Source organism: Dolichospermum compactum NIES-806 (assembly GCF_002368115.1).
GTDB lineage: Bacteria > Cyanobacteriota > Cyanobacteriia > Cyanobacteriales > Nostocaceae > Dolichospermum > Dolichospermum compactum.
This window is the reverse complement of the sequence record NZ_AP018316.1, coordinates 2,175,740-2,198,688: the sequence shown is the minus strand read 5'-3', so window position 1 is coordinate 2,198,688 and position 22,949 is coordinate 2,175,740. Positions and strand designations below refer to the sequence as shown.

The window sequence follows — 22,949 nt, the reverse complement described above, 5'->3', positions numbered from 1 at the left end:
TAATTTATAAGCAGTTTTCCAACTTTCATGTAATTGTTTCTTCTGTAATAAATACTCTTGCTGATTTAGTAGCATCATATCCCCATCTAATACTAGATTTCTTTCATGAATATGATCCCACCAACGAGGTATTAAGCGATTTAAGGTCTTAGCAAAGTTGCGAGAAAATTGAGCAACTATTCTTGATTTACCAGGAGATACAGGAATAGCATAAACCAGTAAACCTAATTTTTTGCCAGTATTACCAAGCTCAATTGTATATTCTAATCTACAAGGTGGTTCAAATGTAATAGTTGTGGGGACTCCCCTTTCGATATTTACTTCAATTAAATTAATGGTTGATTTGACTATATTAAGAGCTATAGGTCTAGCTTTTTCTCTATTACCTTGAACTCCATGATGAGAAAAAGGAACATGACTAGGATCTGCTACATTTTCTATTAATGTTTGCCAATCGTATTCCAAATCTCGAACATAATTCGACCACACAAATCCTTTCTCTGCATCTATTTGGGGTGATAAAGGTAAAGGTGTATTTTCAGCTATTGCTGCTGTTTTTTGATCTGGCCACACCCAAAGTAGTTCCTGTTGTTGACGAACAGGAAAGGAAACAACACAAAAATTTTCTTGATTTTTAGCGATAATTTCTGGGTTTTCTGCTTGGGGAACACGCTGACAAATGCCATTTTCATTAAATTCCCAACCGTGATAACTACACATTAAGTTACCTGTTTTAGTTTCTATTCTACCTTCGCTTAATGGTGCGAGACGGTGGGGACATTGATCTAAAAATACCCGATATGTTTCTGAGTTACTGGGTTTCCAAATTACTAATCTTTTTCCTAATAAGGTGATGGGTTTAGGTTTTTGCGGTTCCAAGTCTTCTATAGGTACGAGTGGATACCAGTGCTGAAAGAAATTAAATTCAGATTGCATATTGCTTCTAAGAGATAAAACAAGTACACTACTGATATTATATTGTTCCAAAAATTTTAATTTATCGAACTATTCAAATTCACCATGGCCAATCCCTTTTTTCCAGGTAAACCAGTTCCTCCAGAACATTTTGTAGGCCGCACATCAGAAGTTAACTTTGCCTTTGACCTAATCTATAAGCGCAGTCATTGTGCCATTTGGGGTGGACCGGGAATGGGTAAAACCTCATTTTTGCGGAAACTTGCTTCTGAACAAGCATTGCGAGAACATGGTATAGATCCATCTAAGGTTGTCATTATTTTACTTAGCTGCGAAAACATCATTCCCTTCACTCCTGCTGGTTTTTGGCGCGAGGTCTTAACTATGCTGTGTGATCAATTAGACAGCGAACCGCAATTACAAGCGGAAATTAAACCCTTACTTGAACAAACAGTTACAAATGATAGTTTACGCCAAGCACTACGGAGATTAGGGAGAAAAGGTAAATTTTTATTGTTGTTGGTAGATGATTTAGACGCAGCTTTAGTAAGCAATGATCAATACACAGAAGCGGAAATGGTAACATTTTTAGCCCAATGTCGTAACTTGGCTGTTCATGCAGAAGAAAGTCAATATCTATCCATGATTGTTACCTCACTTCAACCCCTGAGTCAACCTGATTGTGGTCCTAAACCTAATCCTAATGCTTCTCCTTGGTACAATCACTACTTATTTCAATCTCTGAAACTATTTACTACGAGTGAGTTGGTTAAACTATTGACAATAATTAGACCACCAATGTTACGGGGCGAAATTATCAATATTACAGGTGGACATCCGACTTTAGTACAAACTGCTAGTTTCTTGCTATGGGGACAGATACAAGCCGGGGCAAAGCCCGATATTGACACATTTGCTAAGGGTTTTGAAAGAGATACGCAACAAATTTTTCAAACCATTTGGGACAGATGTAATGAAATAGACCAAGCCTTATTAATGCTAATAGCTTTGTTAGATATGGGAGGTCATATAGAGGAGATTCAATTTAATTTGGATGGTATAGGACGTATTCTTACCCAACATAGACGCTGGTTAAGTACATTAGAAGATAGGGGTGTAATTACTTCCAGTTCTACGGATACAGGAACGTTTTACTCTTTCACCTCATCACTGATGAAAAAATGGGTGACAGAGGAAATTTTGAAGACATCAAATACTTTAATTAAAGATAGAGAAAAAGAATTTCTCAATCTTATCAGTCATGGACAAGTAGGGAAGGTTAAAGAAGTAGTTACTTGGTTGGGAAATCATCCACAGAAGGTAAGGTCTGTCTTAGATTGGATTGCAAAAGTAGCGCCAGTATTTCCTAAATAAACTTTTGAGTAGGAAAGTCTTATGGAACTTCTCTACTAAGTTTATGAAAAGTGATTGATGTGAAATTGAATTTATAAGTTGTGAGAAGATGAAATATGCAAAATCCTTATGTAGTAGGTATTCCAATTAGAGATCCTGAAAACCTTTTTGGACGCAAAGATATATTCAGTCTGATTGATGATAGTCTGCAACACAATGTGCAACTAATTTTATTTTACGGACAACGACGAGTTGGTAAGACTTCAATACTGAAATTTATTCCTCAAAATATTGCAGCAGCTATTGAAGATGAATTTATTTTTATTAGTTTTGATTTTCAAGCTCAAGAAAGTTCACCTCTCGAAAATATTTTACACGGGATGGCAAAAAAAATTTTAGGGGATCTGTCAATAGATGAAGAATTTTTAGATAGTCTAGCAGATGATATAAAATCTGACACTAATGTTTTCTCCAGTCAATTTTTGCCAACTATTTATGATCGCTTAGGTAGTAAAAAATTGGTTTTTCTCTGCGACGAATTTGATGTTTTAAGTGAGCCAAATGCAAGGCATATTATCCAATTACGAGAACTATTACGAGAACTACATGAAAGACTATTTATTATTGCAGTTGTAGGTAGGCATATCTCAAGATTACCAAAGTTGATTTCTTTATTGCATGAAGCACCATATCATAGAATTGGTTTTTTAGATAGAGAAAATACTAAAAAAATAATTACTCAATCTGATACAGTAGCTTTAACATATCAACCAGAAGCAATAGAAGCTATTTTCAATTTATCCGCAGGACATCCTTATTTTATTCAAGTTATTTGCTTTGCTCTTTATGGTACAGCACGCAATGACTATACAAGAGACCCAAGACCTGAGTTTTTACGGATAACTGATACAGATGTTGAAAGTATTATAGATCAAGCAATTGTACTAGCTCAAGGTGCTTTAGACTTCTGGTTTGGACTGACTCCTGAACAGCAAATTATTCTTTCCGCAGTAGCAGAATCTCAAAAGATAGCTATTACAGAAAATCAATCTATTCCTGAACAACCACTAACCCTATTAGAAAAATATGGAATAGTGTCAACAGGATATTTGATAAAAGCACACGAACAATTAGTTGAATATGAATTTTTAGATGATACAAAATGTAAAGTTAAAATGGAATTAGTTCGTCGGTTGTTATGTAAAGAACATCCGTTAGAACAAGAAATTAAGAATGTAGAAAGCACTAACCAAATTGATGTTAATAATCTTAATTCAGTAGCACAAAGTCACCCTGACAGAGCATTACATCTGTATGAACAAGCGTTACACCTTAATCCTAATAACTTTGAAACTGTAAAATCTTTAGCCGCAGAATATTTAAAGATTCAAGATTTAAGTATTCAATCCCTCGATAAAGCCTGTGAACTGTATAACCGAGCTTATTTATTTTATTCTATTAATCATCAACAAGATATTGTTTTAGATCCTTTATTGACCGTAGCTGAACAATATTCAAAAAATGACAATTTTGAGCAAGCCATAGAGATTTACACAAGAGCTTACAATATTGATAAAGAACGTAGCAAAAACGGACTTTTGCAAACAAGAGGAAATTATATACATAAGTTGATAGTTAATAAAAAACGGACTGAGGCAATACAACAGTGTGAGTTAATACTGGAAATTGATCCTAATAACAACATTGCCCAACAAGAACTAGAAAAAATTAATGCCTTCATGACAAACACTAATCCACTACCTCAAGAAGAAGATACAACACCTAAAAAGAAAACTCCTATAGCAAATATAAATTGGCTGAAGTGGGGGGTAACTGGCATCGCGATCGCAGTTGTGAGTTTAGGTATTTATCCAGGTTTCAGAACTTGTCCAGCAGGGGAAAAGAAAGAATTTGGAGTTTTTTGTGTAGCAGATAATAGTAGAATTAGTCGAGGAGAAAGAACCTTATTTTCTACCACTCCTAATAGATTCCGTGATCAAGGTATTCGGGCTTTCCAAAAAGGCGATTATCAACAAGCAGCTAATTTATTTAAACAAGCTATACAAGCAAACAGAAATGACCCAGAAGTAGTAATTTATTATAACAATGCCCTAGCTCGTGAAGCAGGTTCTCCTATTACCCTAGCAGTAGTCGTACCAACGGACACTAAAACTGTGAATGCTCAAGAAATATTACGTGGTGTAGCGCAAGCACAAGATCAATTTACTAAAAATAAAGGACTTAATGGTAGGTTACTAGAAATAGTCATTGCTAATGATAGTAACAATGATCAAGCTGAACAAGTAGCTCAAGAATTAGTGAAAGATACTTCAATACTAGGAGTAATTGGACATAATTCTAGTGATGCTACCCAAACTGCATTACCAGAATATGAAAAAGCAGGATTAGCAGTTATTTCACCAACTAGCACTAGCATTTTACTCAACAACCCAGTTTTCTTTAGAGCAGTTTATTCTGATCAAAATGGAGGTAGAAAACTCGCTGAATATGCTTATAAGAATTTACAATTAAAAAAGGCAGTAATTTTTGCCAATCCTAACAGCGACTATAGTAATAGTATCAGAGAAATATTCACAAATCAATTTGAAAAATTAGGGGGTGAGGTAGTTCGTAAACCGATGATTGATTTAACTGCTACTACATTTGATGCTGAGAAAGAAGTTGCTAAAAGCGTATATGGTGAGAAAAAAGCAGAAGCAGCGTTTTTGTTCCCAGATACACAAAGCACTGGTATTGCCATTAAGATTGCTAAAGAGATTACCAGCAGGAACGAGAGATTAAGAAATAGTCCGCCAATACGACAATTAAAAATGCTCAGTGGAGATACTCTTTATAATAATGAAACTTTAGTTAGACGCGGAAAAGATACTGAAGGTTTAATAATTGTCATACCCTGGTTTAGAGAAACATTACAAGCTAAACCTTTTGCCCAAAAATTAGATCAAATATGGGGAGGAGGTATTAGTTGGCGGACTGCAACTAGCTATGATGCAACTCAGGCTTTTATTAAAGTTTTATCTAACAATCTATCACGGACTACAGTATTAGAAGGATTAGAAAAAGTCAAGCTCGATAGCAGGGAAACATCAGGCTATCCACTTGAGTTTACAAAAGAAAGAGAACGTCAAGGTGAATCTATTCTTGTGCAAATTAAGGATGGTAAATTCGTCGAAATTAAATAAGAGGGTGTTTGAAAAGTCCCTCATGGTGTATCAAATATTTTTAGATACCCCTAAATCCCCCTTGAAAAGAAGGACTTTGACTCTAGTTCTCCCCTTAGCAAGCTACGGTGTACACCTAAAATCACAACCTAACACTTTTCAAACAACCTCTAAGAGATTTAACTGATGAAATTAATACTTGAGATGTGTTACGATGGTGGTTTTTCAGAGGTATTGTGAAAGGATGATTACTTTTCCCAAGCATCAAAGAAATCCTTATATTGTTGGCCGTCCTATTGACCAAGAACTTTTGTTTGGACGGGAGGATGTGTTTTACTCTATTACCACTCATCTTCAACAGCAGCAACAAATTATTGTATGCTATGGACAGCGGCGTATTGGTAAGTCATCTGTCATTAGGAATATTCCTCATAGATTAAAGGATTTGAACGAGTTTGTTTTTGTTAGGTCTAGTTTAGACTATTACTCTCAAGAACCACTAAGCAAGATTTTAGCAGATTTAGCGCAACAAGTGGTTAGTGACCTGTGTTTAGATGAAGAGAATATAAAATTACCTGGAATTATAGATTTGGAATCTGATTCTCAAGTTTTTTTTGATGAATTTTTGCCCCAGGTGTATCAATTAATAGAAAATAAAAATATAGTATTTTTACTTGATGAATTTGATGCATTATTAAATAATGATCATCCAGAATTATTAAGACATTTTAATACATCTCTTCCTAAAATAATCAGCACTAATAATAAACTATTTCTCATTTTATTTATAGAACAAAAATCAATAAATAATCCCAAATTAAAACAAATTTTTAAAGATGTACCTGTAATAGAAATTGGGCTATTAGATGAAAACAGTACCAAAGATTTGATTATTAAACCAGCCGAAAATATCCTTGAGTATGAAGAGGATGCAATAAAAGAAATTTTTAATCTATCAGCAGGACATCCTTATCTGATTCAGGCAATATGTTTTAGTATTTTTGGTAGAGCGCGAGAAAATGATAATTGGAGAGTTAATCGAGAAGACGTAGAAGCTATTATAAATAAAGTAGTTGAATTAGCAGGAGCTGGTTTAGCCTGGTTTTGGGATGGATTTTCTATTCCAGAAAAAATTGTTTTTTCTGCAATTGCAGAATCTCAAGAAACTTTAGAAAATTATTTAGCATTAATAACAAGATTAACAAATGAGCTAGATCATAAATTAATGACAGAAACAGAACAACTTCTCAGAAATAATGGTTTTTTGGATGAAACAGAAGAGAAAATTAAAATAGAATTAGTGCGTCGTTGGATCATACAACATCATCCATTAAAAGAAGAAATTCATGAATTGGATAAATTGAACCTTGATCAAAAAAAAAATCAAAGTATTCTAGAATTATATCTAGATGATTATACAGAAGTTAGTGACCAAAATAATGTTTCATTTTTTGAAGATGCAAATCAAGTTAAATATGAAATAATCAAATCACCAACCAAATTACCAGAAAATAATTCATTAAATATAAATATATTAAGTGACCGCCAAAAGGCTTTTCTAGAAGTTACTTTACCAAATCAAAAAGCGATTATTTTGGCGGCAATAGCCACATTATCATTAATTATTTCTAGTATTATATTAGTTAAACATACCAACCCATGTCCAGTAGGAGAAAAGAAAGAATTTGGAGTTTTTTGTGTAGCAGATATTAGAATTAGTAGAGGCGAAAGAACCCTATTTCCTGCTGATACTAATACATTTCGTGATCAAGGCATTCAGGCTTTCCAAAAAGGCGATTATGAACAAGCAGCTAATTTATTTAAACAAGCCATACAAGCAAACAGAAATGACCCAGAAGTAGTAATTTATTACAACAATGCCCTAGCTCGTCAAGCAGGTTCTCCTCTTACCTTGGCAGTAGTTGTACGAAGTACTGAAGGAGTATTACGTGGAGTAGCTCAAGCACAGAATCAATTTAATATAAACAAGGGCTTGACAGGTAGATTACTAGAAATAGTTATTGCCAATGATAACAACGATCCAAAACAAGCTCAACAAATAGCTCAACAACTCATTAAGGATACATCAATATTAGGAGTAATAGGACATAATTCTAGTGATACTACCAAAGCGGCATTACCAGAGTATGAAAAAGCTGGATTAGCAGTTATATCTCCTACCAGCACCTCTATTTTTTTACTCCAAAATCCAGTTTTTTTTAGAGTTGTTTATTCCGATGAAGTTGCGGGAAAAGCACTGGCTGAATATGCTTTTAATAAACTGAAAGTGAAAAGAGTAGTTGTTTTTATAAATCCTGGGAGTATTTACAGTAATAGTATCAGAGAGCTATTTACCCGTCATTTTGAGAAACTAGGAGGTAAGGTAGTTCGTAACGTTGATATAACTGCTAGTTCATTTGATGCAAAGAAAGAAGTAGCTGAAAGTGTAGATATTAATAAAGCACAAGCAGCCATACTATTGCCAAATATACAAATTGCTCATATTGCTATTAACATTGCTAAGGAGATTACCAATAGAAATCAGCAACTCAAGACCCAAAAAGTGGAAATACCAGAATTAAAGATGTTAGGTGGAGAGAGTCTTTATAAAAAAACAACTTTAGAGAAAGGTGGTGAAAATGGTAAAAATGTAGAGGGTTTAATAATCGCAGTTCCCTGGTTTGAAGAGCAACCAGAAGCCAAAACCTTCGCTAAAAGAGCAAAAAAACAGTGGACGGGAGATATTAGTTGGACAACTGCAACTAGCTATGATGCTACTCAGGCTTTTATTAAATCTCTAGCTGGGAGTTCGTCAAGAACTACAGTATTAGACAGGTTGAAAAATGTTAATCTTTCTACCAGGGAAACATCAGGTTATCCACTTCGGTTTACAGAAGAAAGAGAGCGTCAAGGTCAGGCTGTACTAGTGCAAATTAAGAATGGTAAATTTACTATAATTCCCAATAAGTAAATCAGGTTATGAAAAAATTGTATGTCTGATTCTGTGATTACTGTGACTGTAAAGTTATTTGCTATTTATCAAGAAGTTTATGGAGTGAATGAGTTAGTGTGGGAGTTTCAATCTGGTACACCTGTACAAGCGGTGTGCGATCGCCTAATTACTCAACACCCCAAATTAAGCAAATGGCGAGAAATAACCCGCTTTGGCGTGAATTTACAATTTGTTGAACCAGATACCATTCTCCAAAACGGTGACGAGGTGGTTTTAATTCCCCCAGTGAATGGTGGTTAGAGACTTCCAAATCAAAATATGTCCCAAAACTAACGCAAAAACTCTCTCTATTTCTTCTCTCTCTGTGTTCTCTGTGCCTCTGTGGTTCTTTTGTTCATTTATTGGGATAATTTTTTTCTTGGAAGTTCCTTAATGAGAATATATTCAAATACATTAAAAAGAAATTAAATATGATTAAGTTAATTTTTACAACAATTTTGATAATTTTCCTCACAGCTTGTACTAGTATTGCCTTATTACCAACACCGGAATTAGTGCAAAAAGCGATCGCACTCCAACTAGAACAAACCCAACAACAACTTAACCAACAGCTAGATTTAAACTTCCAAAAGTTTAATATTCAGCGCATATCTATCACTCAACAACAACCCCTCACCATTGAAAACTTACCAGCTTATCGGGTACAGGGAGATTACGACTTTACTGTAAAACTACCAAAACGCAGTTTCAAACAATTTAAAAAACCCTTTGAAGTCTACCTACAAATTCAGAAAGAAGGTAAAAGTTGGCGGTTATTAATACCAGAAAAAAACCATCAAAATCCTCAATCCAAATGGCAGAGTTACCTAATTCTTTAATGGGACGATTTTTAATTATGATAGTTATCTTATAAAAAATGGCTCTACCGCTCCCTTTATGATATTTTCGATAAAATATCCCTAAAACCCTTACACTGACTGGATTTGAGCGTTTAATATTTTCAAAAATAGGCAATCGCATATTAATTTAGATCAAACCCATATACAGCAATGGTTATGGACACATAAAAGGGGGTATTTGATCACAAGGGGAGCGGTAGAACCTAAAAAATATAAAATAATTTTATAACTTGATGTAACCTCTCTGTACCAAAATAAATGTACATTAGCTAATATAATCAAGATTATAACCGCATTAAAAAATCTATTAATCTCAGATTCAACCTGTGATATATGCTGGTTTAAGGTTAGACTCTAAATATATAGGAAAAAAATACTTCTTTCCTTAATTATTGTAAAATTCACTTAACAAACAAAGATTCAGTTTGAAAAAGTGTCATCTAATGCAAAGGAGAAATAAAAATGACAGAAAATAATCAGGATAATATCAGTAATACTGAAGAAAGTTCTCAAGGAACAATCATAGTGGCTGGAATGCGTCCCATTACCACCGGGACTTTACAAGTAGTTGATACCTTTAACTCTATGGGAATTCGTCCCATAGGTGCAAACACATTCCAAGTAGTTGATAGTATTAACTTGTCTGGTATTCGTCCCATTGGTTCTAGCTCCTTGGTAGTTTCTGACAACTATTCTGTCTTCGGAAATCGGCCAATAGCGCCGAACACCTTCGATGACTCCGAGCTTTTGATGGGTTTTCTAGACTAATTACTTTTCAATATTGTCATTATATCAAATTCAACCTGGTTTTATCAATAAACTGGGTTGTTTTATTAAAAAAATTCAGGAGTCAGGGGGTGCAGCGGAGAATTTTTTCATTACCAATTACTGATGTGAAAAAAGGAGTAGTTTAATATGCCAAAATCTCCAATTTTATCAATATCTTTAAACTTCCAAGAAAATTATCCATGTCCAGTATGTCGCGTGGGTAAAATTTCGCAAATGTTGATGATGGAAGCTATGTGTTGTGATTTCTGCAATGAGATTTTTACAGTTAATTTGGAATTACAACAAGTTAAAATGCCTTCTAGAGAACCGCCTTTAGTTTGGACTTGGGATGGATTGAGATGGACACAAGCACGATTAGGAAGTGTGGAATTAGGTTGGGGTTATGGTTTATCCGCAATTGCTTTTATTATTTTACCGACTACCTTAATAGGAGTGACAGCATATTATTTTCCTCCTCATTCTCATGTTCCCCTATCATGGATTCCATTTGTTTGGACGGTGCTAACTTTTTTGTCACACTTAGGAATTATTATTTGGATTTTTATTGAAGTTTATCAGATTCCTATTATTGCATATTTCCGAGGTATGACCCGTTGGCAAAATAGACTAATTAGATAAATGTTACCAATTGCGAGCATTATTAGAAACCTTAAGTCTCCTCACATTAAATGACACTCATCAAGCAGTAATACTCTCAAGTTTCCTGTCTCAATTTCAACGCTGTGGTTTGCCAATAATGTTTCAATCTCTTTTTTTGATGGTTTTGCTCCATATTCACGGTATTAATAATAAGTGTTGATGCAGTTTGACTTGATTGAGTATGACTAGAATACTAAAAAAGGGCATTCCAGAAAAACACCCCACCAAAATTCCTACAACACCTTACATTGCCCATAATGACGCAAAAGATGATCACATAAAACTAAAGCCACCATCGCATCAACCATTGGTACAGCACGGGGTAAAACACAAGGATCATGTCTTCCTTTTCCTGCTAAAACCGTTTCTTCCCCTTCCTTCGTTACGGTTTTTTGTTCCTTTCTAATCGTAGCTGTTGGTTTAAAAGCCACGCGGATAATAATGTTTTCACCGTTGGAAATTCCCCCTTGAATCCCTCCTGAACGGTTAGTTACTGTGCGAATTTCCCCATGTTCATCAATATAAAATTCGTCGTTATGTTCAAAACCTGTTAACAAAGTTCCGTCAAAACCAGAACCGATTTCAAAACCTTTACTTGCGGGTAATGACATTACCGCCTTTGCTAAATCTGCTTCTAATTTATCAAAAACTGGTTCACCTAAACCCGTGGGAACATTCCGCACCACACATTCAACGACACCACCGATAGAATTACCATCTCGACCGGTTTGTTCAATTAAGGAAATCATGGTATTAGCAATTGCGCCATCTGGACAGCGGACGATATTGCTTTCGACATCTGCTAAAGTGACGGTATTGGTATCAACAACGCCTTCTAAATCTTTAATTCGCTTCACATAGGCGATTACTTCTACACCTGCAACTTGATGTAAAATCTTTTTAGCGATCGCACCAGCAGCAACTCTACCTATTGTTTCACGCGCCGACGACCTACCACCACCTTGCCAATTTCTGAATCCATATTTAGCATCATAAGTAGCATCTGCGTGAGAAGGGCGATATTTCTGCGCCATCTCATCATAATCTTCGGGACGAGTATTTTTATTTCTGACTAAAATGGCAATAGGTGTTCCCAGAGTTTTTCCCTCAAACACACCCGATAAAATCTCACAGGTGTCAGCTTCTTTGCGAGGAGTGGTAATTTTACTTTGTCCTGGCCGTCTTCTATCTAACTCAAATTGAATTTCCTCGGCAGAAATTTCCAGTTGTGGGGGACATCCATCAATGATAACGCCCACACCGCCGCCGTGAGATTCGCCAAAAGTAGTAATACGGAAAAGATGACCAAAAGTGCTGCCCATGATGTTGAGAAAATACAGACCGGAATATTTATTTTACATGGAGCCAAGAGCGATCGCCAAGCATGACCGAGGAATCGCTGATGAAAAATCCCAAATTCCCCATGACAATCAGTTATCTTAAAGACTCTCACCTTCTCCCCCTGTCACCTGTTAATAATCGAGTCTGACAGTTAAACTGTTAGAAGAAAACTATAATTTCTAGATTTGACAATTTCCGCCAAAAACAGCCATAAAGCGTAACTATTATGAAAAATTTGCACAAAAAAGCTTTGATAAAACAGCAGTTACCAGGTTCATATCCGCGTCACGCCTTAGCAGGAATCATGGCTGCTGGGTTAATGATATTACCCGGTATGATTAGTGTTAGTCCCGTTTTAGCGCAACAAAAAACCGAGCGAAATTCTTTAACCTATGGTGAATTAATTCAAAAAGCCAATAAAGGAGAAGTTAAAAAAGTAGAGTTAGATCAAGCTGAACAAACAGCTAGAGTTTATTTAGTGGGACAAAAACCCGATACTCTGCCTTTACAGGTACGCCTTTTAGATCAAAATGCCGAGTTAATTAATAAACTTAAAGAAAAAAACGTTGATTTTGGCGAAGTTTCCTCCGCTGGTAACAGAGCCGCTGTCGGCTTATTAATTAATCTCATGTGGATTTTGCCCCTAGTGGCTCTCATGTTACTATTTCTGCGGCGTTCTGCCAATGCTTCTAACCAAGCCATGAGTTTTGGTAAATCTCGCGCTCGGTTTCAAATGGAAGCGAAAACAGGCGTAAAATTTAATGATGTGGCGGGAGTCAAGGAAGCAAAAGAAGAATTAGAAGAAGTTGTTACTTTCCTCAAACAGCCAGAAAAATTTACAGCGGTAGGGGCAAAAATTCCCAAAGGTGTACTATTAATTGGACCGCCAGGAACAGGAAAAACCTTACTCGCCAAAGCCATTGCTGGGGAAGCAGGTGTGCCATTTTTCAGTATGTCTGGTTCGGAATTTGTGGAAATGTTCGTCGGTGTCGGCGCTTCCCGTGTCCGCGATTTATTCAAAAAAGCCAAAGAAAATGCCCCTTGTTTGATATTTATTGATGAAATTGACGCAGTAGGAAGACAACGGGGTGCGGGTATTGGGGGTGGAAATGATGAACGGGAACAAACCCTCAACCAACTATTAACAGAAATGGATGGTTTTGAAGGCAATACAGGGATTATTATTATTGCCGCCACCAACCGTCCAGATGTCCTTGATTCGGCTCTATTACGCCCAGGACGCTTTGATAGACAGGTAATTGTGGATGTTCCCGATTTGAAGGGAAGACAGGAAATTTTGACAGTCCACGCTCAGAATAAGAAAATTGATCCTAGTGTATCTTTAGAAGCGATCGCTCGCCGCACCCCTGGCTTTACCGGTGCAGATTTAGCCAATTTACTCAACGAAGCCGCCATTCTTACCGCCAGAAGACGCAAAGAAGCCGTTACCGACTTAGAAATTGATAACGCCATAGATAGAGTAGTCGCAGGTATGGAAGGAACTGCTTTAGTAGACAGTAAAAACAAACGTCTAATTGCTTATCACGAAGTTGGACACGCTTTAGTAGGAACATTAGTTAAAGGTCATGATCCTGTACAAAAAGTTACACTCATTCCCAGAGGACAAGCGCTGGGGTTAACTTGGTTTACTCCCAATGAAGAACAGGGTTTAATTTCCCGTTCCCAAATTTTAGCCCGCATTGCCTCAACTTTAGGTGGTCGCGCGGCTGAAGAAATCGTGTTTGGGAAAGCGGAAGTTACCACAGGTGCAGGAAATGACTTGCAACAAGTTACCAGTATGGCACGACAAATGGTAACGAAATTTGGAATGTCCGATTTAGGTCCAGTTTCCTTAGAAAATCAAAACAACGATGTATTTTTAGGACGGGACTGGATGAATAAATCTGAATATTCTGAAGACATTGCAGCGAAAATTGATCACGCAGTCCGGGAGATTGTTAACCGCTGTTATATTCAAGCTAAAGAAATCATTCAAGAAAACCGGTTAATTTTGGAACGGGTAGTTGACTTGTTGATAGAACAAGAAACCATTGAAGGTGATGTTTTCCGCACCATTGTAGCTGATAATACAGCCATTAAAGTAACTAATGAGCCAGTAGCCGTAACTTATTAGTTGAGGTTCAAAAATCGGCGTTGCTGCATTGAGGGATGAAATTCAATTGAACCTTTGAAACTCCTACATTTGCGTGAGACTAAAATTCATACCATTAATCAGCAACGCCAAAAAATTCTTGTAAGTAGGTGAACACAATAAAACCAATCTGTGTAAAGAAAAGTAAAATCGCCCAAACCCTCTTCACTGTTGCCTCTTGCCTGTTGCCTTGCCATAACGACGATTTTCAATGCTAACCTACTTAGAGAAGTTCCATGAAACATCTCTACTTTTTCTGATTAATAAAAATATCAAAAAGATTGTTCCAGAACTTTTTTAAATGGTGGTTTAACATTATAATTAGTATGAATTTTATCTCGCACCATCACCTCAATAACTGTATATGCAAGATCGTGAAAAAATGATCTAGAAGATCCGATTTCCCCAAATGTACCCCATTTAAAAGAAATTTCACCAGAACCAAATATTGAACTAATTCCCGGTTCTTGCAACTTCAATTTTGCACCATTAAAAACACTATCTGCATATTCTTCTGGTATCCCAACTTTCACCACATCTAATGATAATGCCAGAGAAGAATTAACTTCCCGTTCAACTTCAGTGGAAACCGCCACTTTCAATACTAATTTACCAGAATTATTAGGCTCAAATGTAGCCCCCAAACAGCCATATAAAAACCTAGCTCCTAGAGGTGCTAATATCTCTATCATCACTTTTTTTTCAGAGAATAAACCAATCTTTGCATTTTCCAGGATGACTTCTATCTTTTCATCTACAACAGGATAGAAAACAGGTCGAAAATCTCCAGGAAAATAACATGATTCGTTATTCCAAATCCGAGCTTTTCCGGTTATACCTAAATCTAATACTTTGATCATGAGTCAATCCCCCAAGCTTTTCGCCAATTTCTGTTAAAATCTTCTGGGTAAGCTTTAATAAATAATCATTCTCTAACCTGTGCATAAAAATCTCACCATAGTGGGATTTAGGGGCAGATAAAAGCTAAAATAAGCAATTGGAGAGTTAACCGATGCCATGTTTGATATATTGCCTTTTCGCTTTGAGTTAGATACAGTTGCGATCGCTGGAGCTTGTTTATGGGCTTTAGCGTTATATGTGAGTTTTTCCCAAACCAGACAATGGGTAACGACACAACTCAACCGCTGGTTTAATTTTGCTGAACGTTTCCTCTATACCAGTCAATCAGAATTTGAAAAAACTCGCAAAGCCAGAGAATCACAAAATTCTTTTTATGCTTCACTATTTAGCATTTTCCCATTTTTGATATTTGGTAGTTTATCTAACTGGCTTCTAGATATCAGTTTAGGTAATAGCTGGGGAATTAGTATGGGTATACTTACTTGTATTGGTGCTGGTGTGTATGAATTAGGACGCGGACAAGGGGAAGAGTAAATTTACGTACATTCAATCATAGTTATTTCCGCATCAGTTAATTCATACAGTTCATAAACTAATTGATTGATTTGTCTATCAGTAGCTTGTATTTGTTGCTGAATCATCTTTTTTGCTGGGGGTGTATTCACCTCATTAATTTTTTCATGCAGAGAAAGCATTTGTTGTACTAAATTAACAATTAAATCATGTTTTTTCTTCTCTGGAATTTGAGAATTATCAATAACTTTAATAGGAAGATTGCGAATAAACCGAGATTCAAAACTGTAGTAACCACCTCTCATAGATGTAGATGATTTTTTGAGATAAAATTCTAGGACTTTGCTATTTAACAACCCTAAAATGTATTCCCATGAATAATTAGATTTTACTAAAATTCCATATCCTCCAGCAACACCACCTGTAAAAAAGATTTCCCCTGTTTTATCCCATGTAAATGATGAACCTGTAGCAATATCAGGAGTAAATATTTTTGGTAAAACCATGACATTTAAAGCTTGAAATCTACTATATCCATACCAAGTTTCTCCTAACATCTTGCTATTTTCTCTACTTTCTAAATAATTTTTATTATCTAGTAAATAATTCCAGGTTGAAGGATATTCTTTTTCAAAGATATTCATAGAAATTAATTCCATTGAACCATTATTTTTAAGCATATAGGGAAAAATAATCAACTTATTGGTTTTAGACAAATAATATCTTTTACTATCACCACCTTTGATTAAAGGATGTAGTAACTTAGATTCTAACCAATATGCTGTTTGTTTCTGTTTAGAAAAAACTTTAATTAAATTATCTTCCCGTGATAATTCTTCTACGATATATATTTTATCAGCACTGGTTTTAATTCCTTGAAAAATCCTCTCTGTTACATCTTCTAGTGTAGATTTAATTTGTTGTAATTTGGTAAATATTTTGGCATCTTCTCCCAGAGTAAAATTCCATTCTGAAGATGAAACTAATAAATGATTAATAATTCCTGTTTGACTATTATTGTTGATTTTCCAATCCATTAAATCAATGACTTTTTCCATTTCTAAATCAGATTGTTGTGATTTTTTCAAAAAAAGCAAACAAGTATAAGTTGAAACCTTGGGGAAAACTTGTTGATCTCCAAAATGCACTATTTTATTCAGATATTTACCCTCAGAAATTAACTTCCTGATAGCTTCTCCATATTGAGCATTAAAAAACTTATGAGGTAAAATAAAACCTAAATAGCCATCTTTTCTTAATAACTCTAATCCCTTTTCCACAAAAATAACATAAATATCATAATTTCCCTTACTAGCAGAAACATATTGTTGTTTATAAAATTCAACTTCCAATGCAGCCCATTCTTTTAAAGCTTGAATTCTAATATAGGGAGGATTACCAATAACTACATCAAAACCACCTCGTTTCATAATAGCAGAAAAAGCTGATTCCCAGTCAAAAATATTAACCCTATAAGCCGTATCTTCGTCCAAACAATTTAATTGAGTATGTTGATAAAAATCTCCATCTATCAAGGTATTACCACATTGAATATTATGATCTAAATCAGGTAAAGCCCTTTCCTTGAATAACTGTAATTGTCTGGTAATTGTTTCTCCTGATTCTCCCTCCAATACCTTTAATAACAAAGATAACTTAGTTGTTTCTACCGCTTGTTGATCAATATCAACACCATAAATGTGAGTTAACAGAATCTGCTTTCTTTCACTTGCTGTCAAACGCCATTGATGATCCGAAATTTGATAGAATTTATTTTTGTATTTCTTGGGATTTTGCAGATATTGTTCTAAATACCAATCTAAGATAAATTGATAAGCCACAATTAAAAAAGAACCCGAACCACAAGCAGGATCAAGAATTGTCATATCTTGGATTTTTTCTGGTTTTTTACCCTCTAAAACCTTACCAATAGTTTGTTTAATAATATAATCAACAATGTAACTAGGAGTATAATAAACACCTCCAGCTTTTCTTACTTCCGGTTTATCTTCAATAACTGCTTGACGACTTGCAGATATTTGAATGACTTTCCCTAAAAATTGTTCATACACTTGTCCCAAAATTTCCACAGGAATCACAGAAAACTCATAGGGACTTTCGGGAGGATAGAGTTTTCTAATAATTAATGTTAAAATAGAATCATCTATAGTTAAATTCAAAGTAAAATCATCAGAATTTTCTCGTCCTTTTTCATCTTGAAAATGGAATAAACCAGAATTATAGCGATAATCTGCATTAATAAATAACCGCCCTAACTCTTGATAAAAATTTTCAAACTTTAATAAATTATATAACTGTTGATAAGGTTCAATTCCCCTATCTTCACAAATGCGTAAAAAGACAATTCTATTAATTGTCATTTGCACAGCAAAATTTAACTCTCTTTGTTGAATTTGCGGATTTCGCCAAACAATATTAGCAGCTAAATTTTCTCGCCAAACTTCAATTTCTTGGAGAAATTTTTGATCAACAGTAATCCCAGACTTAACTTTAGTTTCTGCAAACCTTTCTAAAGAACCATTTAACACAGCTTCCTTAGAAAAAAGATTATAAATCTCTGCCCATTTATCAATATATTCTGTATAATTAAAATGTTTGATTCTAGCCACTGATGCTGAATCATTTTTATTGGGCATAATTCGACAGTCATAAACTGCAAATTCTTCAAAATCTGTTAAAATACTTAAAGCTAACTTTGCAGACCAGCCATAACGTCTCACTTGAAAAGCTGCACTCATATTTTGACCCACATTAACAGCGGGTTTTTTCGCTTCCACAAAAAACTTTCTGACTCCACCAACCCGAAAACTATAATCAGGTGCTTTGGCTTTATTTACATCACTAATTTTTAAAGAATCTTCATGAACAACATCTTTATAAATATCAGAAATTTGTCGTTCATTGCCAATATCCCATCCCAAAGCAGCAAACAAAGGATTAATAAATTCAATTCTGGTTTGGGTTTCATTAATTCCCCCCGCCCGATACAATTCTATCGAAGAGTGAAAATATTCAACCAGTTGAACAATACTATCAGGTGCTTTCATATTTTCAAAATTCCAATTTTATCTAAATCTATAATAACTCTTCTTTCACCAAAATAGCCAACTTCTGTGCAGCCCCACCTTCACCTCTGACACTGCGTAATTTATCCCGTATAGCCTCTAATTTCTCTGGATTTGCTAACAAATCTAAAACCATTTCTCCCACTTCTTCAGGTTGCAATTTACCTACTAATTCCGGGACAATTTCTGCTTGCGCCCAAATATTTGGCCAAGCAAATAAACCCTTACGTCTCAACACCCACCAATTAATTAATTTAGCAAAACTAGAACCTACTCCCGGTAAATTTGCCAACATTCCTGGTAAACCATCCCAAGAACGCATTGCATCTAATTGTTGAGTTGGTAATAGGACAATCATCGGTACAGCTAAAGCACCTAATTCTGCGGTATTTGCACCAACTGTAGTTAAACAAATAGAACATTGAGATAATAAATCATAAACTGGATTTTCTTGTTTTAATTCCACGATTAATCCAGTAGTAGTTGCAAGAAAATTACCAGATAAAGATGCACCTTGAAAACCAAACGCTTGTGTAAATGAATTAGTTTCAGGATTAGCAAAATTAGCTAAAGTTGGTAAATCTAAAGTTGGTGCAACGGGAATAAAAAACTTCGTTTTCGGGTTTTTATGATAAATATATTCAGCAATTGCTAACATTAAAGGTACACCTTGGGTTAATTTTGCAGATTTTGACCCCGGTAAAATTCCAATTAGTTCAACTTTAGATTGAGGATTTGCAACTTTAGGTGTGATTTCATTCTTTGCTGCTTCTAACATCAAATCACCAACAACAGTGAATTTATCAGCATATTTAGCAGAGACATTTTTCGCAACTTGAGCTTTCATAATGGCAAATTTATCTATGAAATTGTGCCAACGGGCTTCCCACTCCGCATAAACTACAGTTTTATATCCTAATTTTTTACCAATAATCACCGGAAAAATTTGATCACCACCTAAAAATATGACTACACCTTGATTTCTCCATTCCCAATTTTGCGCGGTTTTTCCCCACAGTAAAAATTGCCAAAAATATTCAGGTGCTTGAACTCTATCAACCTCTGGATAACCCAACGCTATATCAGTTTCTTTGCCACTAGCATGGGGACAAGGTGACAATATTACAGAAATTCTCACTTGAGAAACATCATGTCCTAATTCTTCTCTCAATGCTTTAACAACAGGACGTACCCACGTTGTCACCTCCCCTGGTCCATTAGAAAGAATGAGAATATCTACGGGTGTAGTCATTTAATTATTACCTAATGCGTTATAAAATATGATTATACTGATATAATGAATTAAGGCAACAAAACTGAATATCGAAATTAAAATCTCAATTAGATATAGTTACAAGGTATCTAAAGTTTTGTATCGTGGTTAATCAAATTCATAACAAAATTAAATAACAATGTATCATAGTAATTAGTAGCGTAAATGTGCAATGCTTCCCTTCCTGTTTTCAGAGGATATCAGGTAAGCTACGCCCTGATTTACTAATAGCAGAATGTGGCAGCTTTGACGGGTAAACCTAGTTGGGTGATACTGATGTCTAAGGAAAAAAAAGGTAATAAAGAAGTTAAAAAGCCTAAGAAAGATCCCAAGGACAAAAAAGAGAAAAAAGACCCAAACAGATATGATGGTTTAGGTAAGTAATCAAGAGCAAATTCATAAAAGTTTCTGGTAGGGTATAACAAAGGTTTTAGGCTTTTAGATTTTGAGAGATTTAATGGGGTTATCTATCTAGATGATCCCATTTGATTTCAATACTTATCGGTTAAGCTAAAAAAAAATTGATTTAGCAGAATATGAAAAAATATTCAAAGCGGTTAAAACCGTGGTCAGTTTCCCTATCAGGGCTAAAGCCACTGAGTTTCCCACTTACTGGGTATTCTTATGATTTTACCTTACGCAGAGGAGCAGAGACGCAAAGAGTAAAAAGGCAAGAGGGTTTGGGCGAGTTTAGCTTGATTTTATTCACTCAAATGGTAAGATAATGACGACCCCTCCAGGGCAAAAAGGTAGTTTGGCATTATTTCGAGTATAATAGCATTTAAGCAAAACTTATTATTGTTCTGATTGAGTTGTAGCAACTTGTATATAAGTACAACCGGAGAATTAGTAACTTGAGTTAGTATTGTTTGAAATATTAGTAACACGGTAATAGGTTATAACTCAGGGGAGAGGGTTTTTTCTAATTACCAACCCAAATTTGTTTTCTTTTTAGCCCAACTGCTATGATAGCTACCCACAATCCCGCTGTTTTTGTTTTGGTGATTGAACCAGATGAAACTTTAGCTCATCAATTAGCCGGTGATTTACAAGAAGCTGGCTATGATGCCATTGTGACTCATGATGCAGCCAATGGATTAAAATACTGTAGCGGTGCTTCCAGCAATCAAAGCCATCGCCAACCTGCTTTAATTGTTGTAGACCGAATGCTCGTCGGTGAATCAGGACTATCTTTATGTAAAAATCTCAGAAATATTGGTAATCGTTCTCCTATACTGGTTTTAATGGCTAGAGACACAGTAGATGATCGCATAGCTTGTTTAGACGCTGGTGCTGATGATTACATTCTCAAACCTTACCGTTCGGAAGATTTTTTAAAGCTGATTCGTCTCTATCTCAAACCAGATGTTGATACCACCGAACAATTACGCTTTGGTGACTTGATTTTGGATATAGGAACCCGTCGGGCTATTTACAACAGTAAGGTCATTGACTTGACCATGAAAGAATTTGAACTCTTAAAGTTCTTAATGGAACATCCCCGTGAAGTATTAACCCGTGAACAGATTTTAGAAAATGTTTGGGGTTACGACTTTATGGGTGAGTCTAATGTTATTGAAGTATATATTCGTTACCTCCGACTCAAAATTGAAGAAGAAGGTCAAAAACGCCTAATTCAAACTATACGCGGTGTAGGTTATGTACTCAGAGACTCCTAAAATCCATAAAATCAGAAATAATCACAAATAACTAGGACTTACGCATTGACAGGATCAACCAAATATGAGGTATGGGTTTTGGGCATTTTCAAGTGATTTTTTGATGATTTTTGAGCGATAGCGAAGTGCTGGTGCAAGCAGTTCGCTATTGATTCAGAAGGTCAAAAGCCTGAAACGACGGATTTTCGTTCATGCACATCATAGTAAATTTATATAGTGCGTAAGTCCTAATAACATCTAAATTTGTGGGCAATTTTGCCGAAATTAAGTAAGATAGTTAGAATCTAAATTGCAGTAAATAATTTAATTGGTAATTTGGTAAGAGGTGATTAGTCTATAGGACTTACGCAAGTGTCACACTAAAAATCTTTCGTAGGGTGTGTCAGACTGCATAAATCCTGCAAATAAACAGATTGTTGATCTCTGACGTGGTTGGTGAACTTGCCGAACCACACCCTAACAATGTGCCAGTTGCGTAAATCCTGGTATAATTATTAATTTTTACTGATGCCTAATTTCCCTATTCCTTATTCCCTATACGAGTTATGATTTCTTGGCTTAGTTTATGTTCAATATTACTTAGTATCCTGCTAATGGGCTGTTCATCACCAACCACAGCTAAATCTCCAGCCGTAACATCAGAATCATCAACCCAAACATCAGTAAATACTGGTCAAAAGTTGCCAATTTCGGCTAAAGCTAATCTCCCTGGAAATATAAAAATTCAGTTAGAAGTAGCACGAACACAACTACAACAACAGATGGGTTTGATGTATAGAAAGGCTTTACCAGATAACCAAGGAATGCTGTTTCTTTTTCCGAACGCACAACCAGTACAATTTTGGATGAAGAATGTGCCTGTTGCGTTGGATATGGTATTTCTCCGGAAAGGTGTCGTTCAGTACATCCAAGCATCTGCTCCTCCTTGTGACATAGAACCTTGTCCCACCTATGGTCCTAATGTACTGATAGATCAAGTAATTGAACTGAGGTCAGGACGAGCTAAAGAATTAGGTTTAAAGAAAGGAGATCAGATCAAAATAGATTTCCTAACTCCTGGTACTATTCGATAAACATAACCGAGATTGACTATAGCTCTATGCACTTAAATAAGATACAAAATCTATGCTAAAAGCCAGACCACAAGAGACTTTTGACTTTTAACTTCTGACTTCTGCTATAGCAACAATTATATGTAAAAATAGCATAAGTCTTTATGCTGAATTTTTATCTGGTACAAAATTATTTTTTGAAAAAATACTACCAAACCTGGCATAAATAGTAGTAAAGAGGTTAATATTTATCAGTAGCCTG

Annotated in this window: 18 protein-coding genes; 13 read left to right on the top strand and 5 right to left on the bottom strand. The window is 35.4% G+C overall.

All coding sequences use genetic code 11. The features are described from left to right. On the bottom strand, nt 1-936 hold a 936-nt coding region (locus CA730_RS10500), incomplete at its 3' end, for an aromatic ring-hydroxylating dioxygenase subunit alpha (protein WP_096667073.1). An 84-nt stretch (nt 937-1,020) separates the two neighbouring features. Between CA730_RS10500 and CA730_RS10495 the strand changes: the two genes are divergently transcribed. The 7 genes from CA730_RS10495 to CA730_RS10465 all read left to right on the top strand — a co-directional run bounded on the left by CA730_RS10495 (nt 1,021) and on the right by CA730_RS10465 (nt 10,709). After that, nucleotides 1,021-2,289: an AAA family ATPase gene (locus CA730_RS10495; protein ID WP_096667071.1), complete on the top strand. Its 1,269-nt coding sequence runs from the start codon at nt 1,021-1,023 to the stop codon at nt 2,287-2,289. A gap of 95 nt (nt 2,290-2,384) precedes the next feature. Then, nucleotides 2,385-5,471: an ABC transporter substrate-binding protein gene (locus CA730_RS10490; RefSeq protein ID WP_096667069.1), complete on the top strand. Its 3,087-nt coding sequence runs from the start codon at nt 2,385-2,387 to the stop codon at nt 5,469-5,471. Between the two features lie 307 nt (nt 5,472-5,778). Continuing rightward, nucleotides 5,779-8,421, top strand: a complete 2,643-nt coding sequence (locus CA730_RS10485) for an ABC transporter substrate-binding protein (protein ID WP_172891172.1) — start codon at nt 5,779-5,781, stop codon at nt 8,419-8,421. 21 nt (nt 8,422-8,442) lie between these two features. Further along, complete coding sequence (locus CA730_RS10480; protein WP_096667065.1) at nt 8,443-8,703, top strand: MoaD/ThiS family protein; 261 nt, start codon at nt 8,443-8,445, stop codon at nt 8,701-8,703. Between the two features lie 170 nt (nt 8,704-8,873). After that, nucleotides 8,874-9,281, top strand: a complete 408-nt coding sequence (locus tag CA730_RS10475) for a hypothetical protein (RefSeq protein WP_096667063.1) — start codon at nt 8,874-8,876, stop codon at nt 9,279-9,281. 483 nt (nt 9,282-9,764) lie between these two features. Continuing rightward, complete coding sequence (locus tag CA730_RS10470; protein ID WP_096667061.1) at nt 9,765-10,070, top strand: hypothetical protein; 306 nt, start codon at nt 9,765-9,767, stop codon at nt 10,068-10,070. 147 nt (nt 10,071-10,217) lie between these two features. Next, complete coding sequence (locus tag CA730_RS10465; protein WP_096667059.1) at nt 10,218-10,709, top strand: hypothetical protein; 492 nt, start codon at nt 10,218-10,220, stop codon at nt 10,707-10,709. 254 nt (nt 10,710-10,963) lie between these two features. On the opposite strand, the gene aroC is transcribed toward CA730_RS10465, so the two are convergent. Next, a complete protein-coding gene (aroC, locus tag CA730_RS10460; RefSeq protein WP_096667057.1) occupies nt 10,964-12,052 on the bottom strand; it encodes a chorismate synthase in 1,089 nt (362 codons plus the stop codon). Here aroC and CA730_RS26025 point away from each other — a divergent pair. Both CA730_RS26025 and ftsH read left to right on the top strand, forming a co-directional pair. Continuing rightward, nucleotides 12,051-12,173 carry a hypothetical protein gene (locus CA730_RS26025; RefSeq protein WP_269076507.1) on the top strand — a complete coding sequence of 41 codons (123 nt, stop codon included), beginning with the start codon at nt 12,051-12,053 and terminating at the stop codon, nt 12,171-12,173. The two genes, aroC and CA730_RS26025, sit on opposite strands and share 2 nt — an antisense overlap. 124 nt (nt 12,174-12,297) lie before the next feature. After that, nucleotides 12,298-14,205: an ATP-dependent zinc metalloprotease FtsH gene (gene ftsH, locus CA730_RS10455; protein WP_096667055.1), complete on the top strand. Its 1,908-nt coding sequence runs from the start codon at nt 12,298-12,300 to the stop codon at nt 14,203-14,205. Between the two features lie 290 nt (nt 14,206-14,495). Here the strand turns inward: ftsH and CA730_RS10450 are convergent, their stop codons facing one another. Continuing rightward, nucleotides 14,496-15,083, bottom strand: coding sequence for a hypothetical protein (locus CA730_RS10450; protein ID WP_096667052.1), 588 nt, complete (start codon nt 15,081-15,083; stop codon nt 14,496-14,498). Between the two features lie 157 nt (nt 15,084-15,240). On the opposite strand from CA730_RS10450, the gene CA730_RS10445 reads away from it, so the two are divergent. Next, nucleotides 15,241-15,618, top strand: coding sequence for a hypothetical protein (locus tag CA730_RS10445; protein ID WP_096667050.1), 378 nt, complete (start codon nt 15,241-15,243; stop codon nt 15,616-15,618). 2 nt (nt 15,619-15,620) lie between these two features. On the opposite strand, the gene CA730_RS10440 is transcribed toward CA730_RS10445, so the two are convergent. Then, complete coding sequence (locus CA730_RS10440) at nt 15,621-18,665, bottom strand: Eco57I restriction-modification methylase domain-containing protein (protein WP_096667047.1); 3,045 nt, start codon at nt 18,663-18,665, stop codon at nt 15,621-15,623. A 28-nt stretch (nt 18,666-18,693) separates the two neighbouring features. Then, on the bottom strand, nt 18,694-19,935 hold the full coding sequence (locus CA730_RS10435; protein WP_096667045.1) for a glycosyltransferase family protein: 1,242 nt from the start codon (nt 19,933-19,935) through the stop codon (nt 18,694-18,696). A 258-nt stretch (nt 19,936-20,193) separates the two neighbouring features. Here CA730_RS10435 and CA730_RS24300 point away from each other — a divergent pair, with 258 nt between their 5' ends. The 3 genes from CA730_RS24300 (at nt 20,194) to CA730_RS10425 (ending at nt 22,708) form a co-directional block, all read left to right on the top strand. Next, entirely contained in the window at nt 20,194-20,340 is a 147-nt protein-coding gene (locus CA730_RS24300; RefSeq protein WP_157749952.1) for a hypothetical protein, read from the top strand. A gap of 581 nt (nt 20,341-20,921) precedes the next feature. Then, nucleotides 20,922-21,635, top strand: a complete 714-nt coding sequence (gene nblR / locus CA730_RS10430) for a response regulator transcription factor NblR (RefSeq protein WP_096667043.1) — start codon at nt 20,922-20,924, stop codon at nt 21,633-21,635. 545 nt (nt 21,636-22,180) lie between these two features. Then, a complete protein-coding gene (locus CA730_RS10425) occupies nt 22,181-22,708 on the top strand; it encodes a DUF192 domain-containing protein (protein ID WP_096667041.1) in 528 nt (175 codons plus the stop codon). The last annotated feature ends 241 nt before the right edge of the window (nt 22,709-22,949 follow it).

Coding starts and splice junctions, on each gene's coding strand:
- nblR (WP_096667043.1), top strand. CDS start 20,922: ATGATAGCTACCCACAATCCCGCTGTTTTTGTTTTGGTGATTGAACCA.
- CA730_RS10440 (WP_096667047.1), bottom strand. CDS start 18,665: ATGAAAGCACCTGATAGTATTGTTCAACTGGTTGAATATTTTCACTCT.
- CA730_RS10470 (WP_096667061.1), top strand. CDS start 9,765: ATGACAGAAAATAATCAGGATAATATCAGTAATACTGAAGAAAGTTCT.
- CA730_RS10480 (WP_096667065.1), top strand. CDS start 8,443: ATGTCTGATTCTGTGATTACTGTGACTGTAAAGTTATTTGCTATTTAT.
- CA730_RS10495 (WP_096667071.1), top strand. CDS start 1,021: ATGGCCAATCCCTTTTTTCCAGGTAAACCAGTTCCTCCAGAACATTTT.
- CA730_RS10465 (WP_096667059.1), top strand. CDS start 10,218: ATGCCAAAATCTCCAATTTTATCAATATCTTTAAACTTCCAAGAAAAT.
- CA730_RS10435 (WP_096667045.1), bottom strand. CDS start 19,935: ATGACTACACCCGTAGATATTCTCATTCTTTCTAATGGACCAGGGGAG.
- CA730_RS10490 (WP_096667069.1), top strand. CDS start 2,385: ATGCAAAATCCTTATGTAGTAGGTATTCCAATTAGAGATCCTGAAAAC.
- CA730_RS10445 (WP_096667050.1), top strand. CDS start 15,241: ATGTTTGATATATTGCCTTTTCGCTTTGAGTTAGATACAGTTGCGATC.
- ftsH (WP_096667055.1), top strand. CDS start 12,298: ATGAAAAATTTGCACAAAAAAGCTTTGATAAAACAGCAGTTACCAGGT.
- aroC (WP_096667057.1), bottom strand. CDS start 12,052: ATGGGCAGCACTTTTGGTCATCTTTTCCGTATTACTACTTTTGGCGAA.
- CA730_RS26025 (WP_269076507.1), top strand. CDS start 12,051: ATGATGTTGAGAAAATACAGACCGGAATATTTATTTTACATGGAGCCA.
- CA730_RS10450 (WP_096667052.1), bottom strand. CDS start 15,083: ATGATCAAAGTATTAGATTTAGGTATAACCGGAAAAGCTCGGATTTGG.
- CA730_RS10475 (WP_096667063.1), top strand. CDS start 8,874: ATGATTAAGTTAATTTTTACAACAATTTTGATAATTTTCCTCACAGCT.
- CA730_RS10425 (WP_096667041.1), top strand. CDS start 22,181: ATGATTTCTTGGCTTAGTTTATGTTCAATATTACTTAGTATCCTGCTA.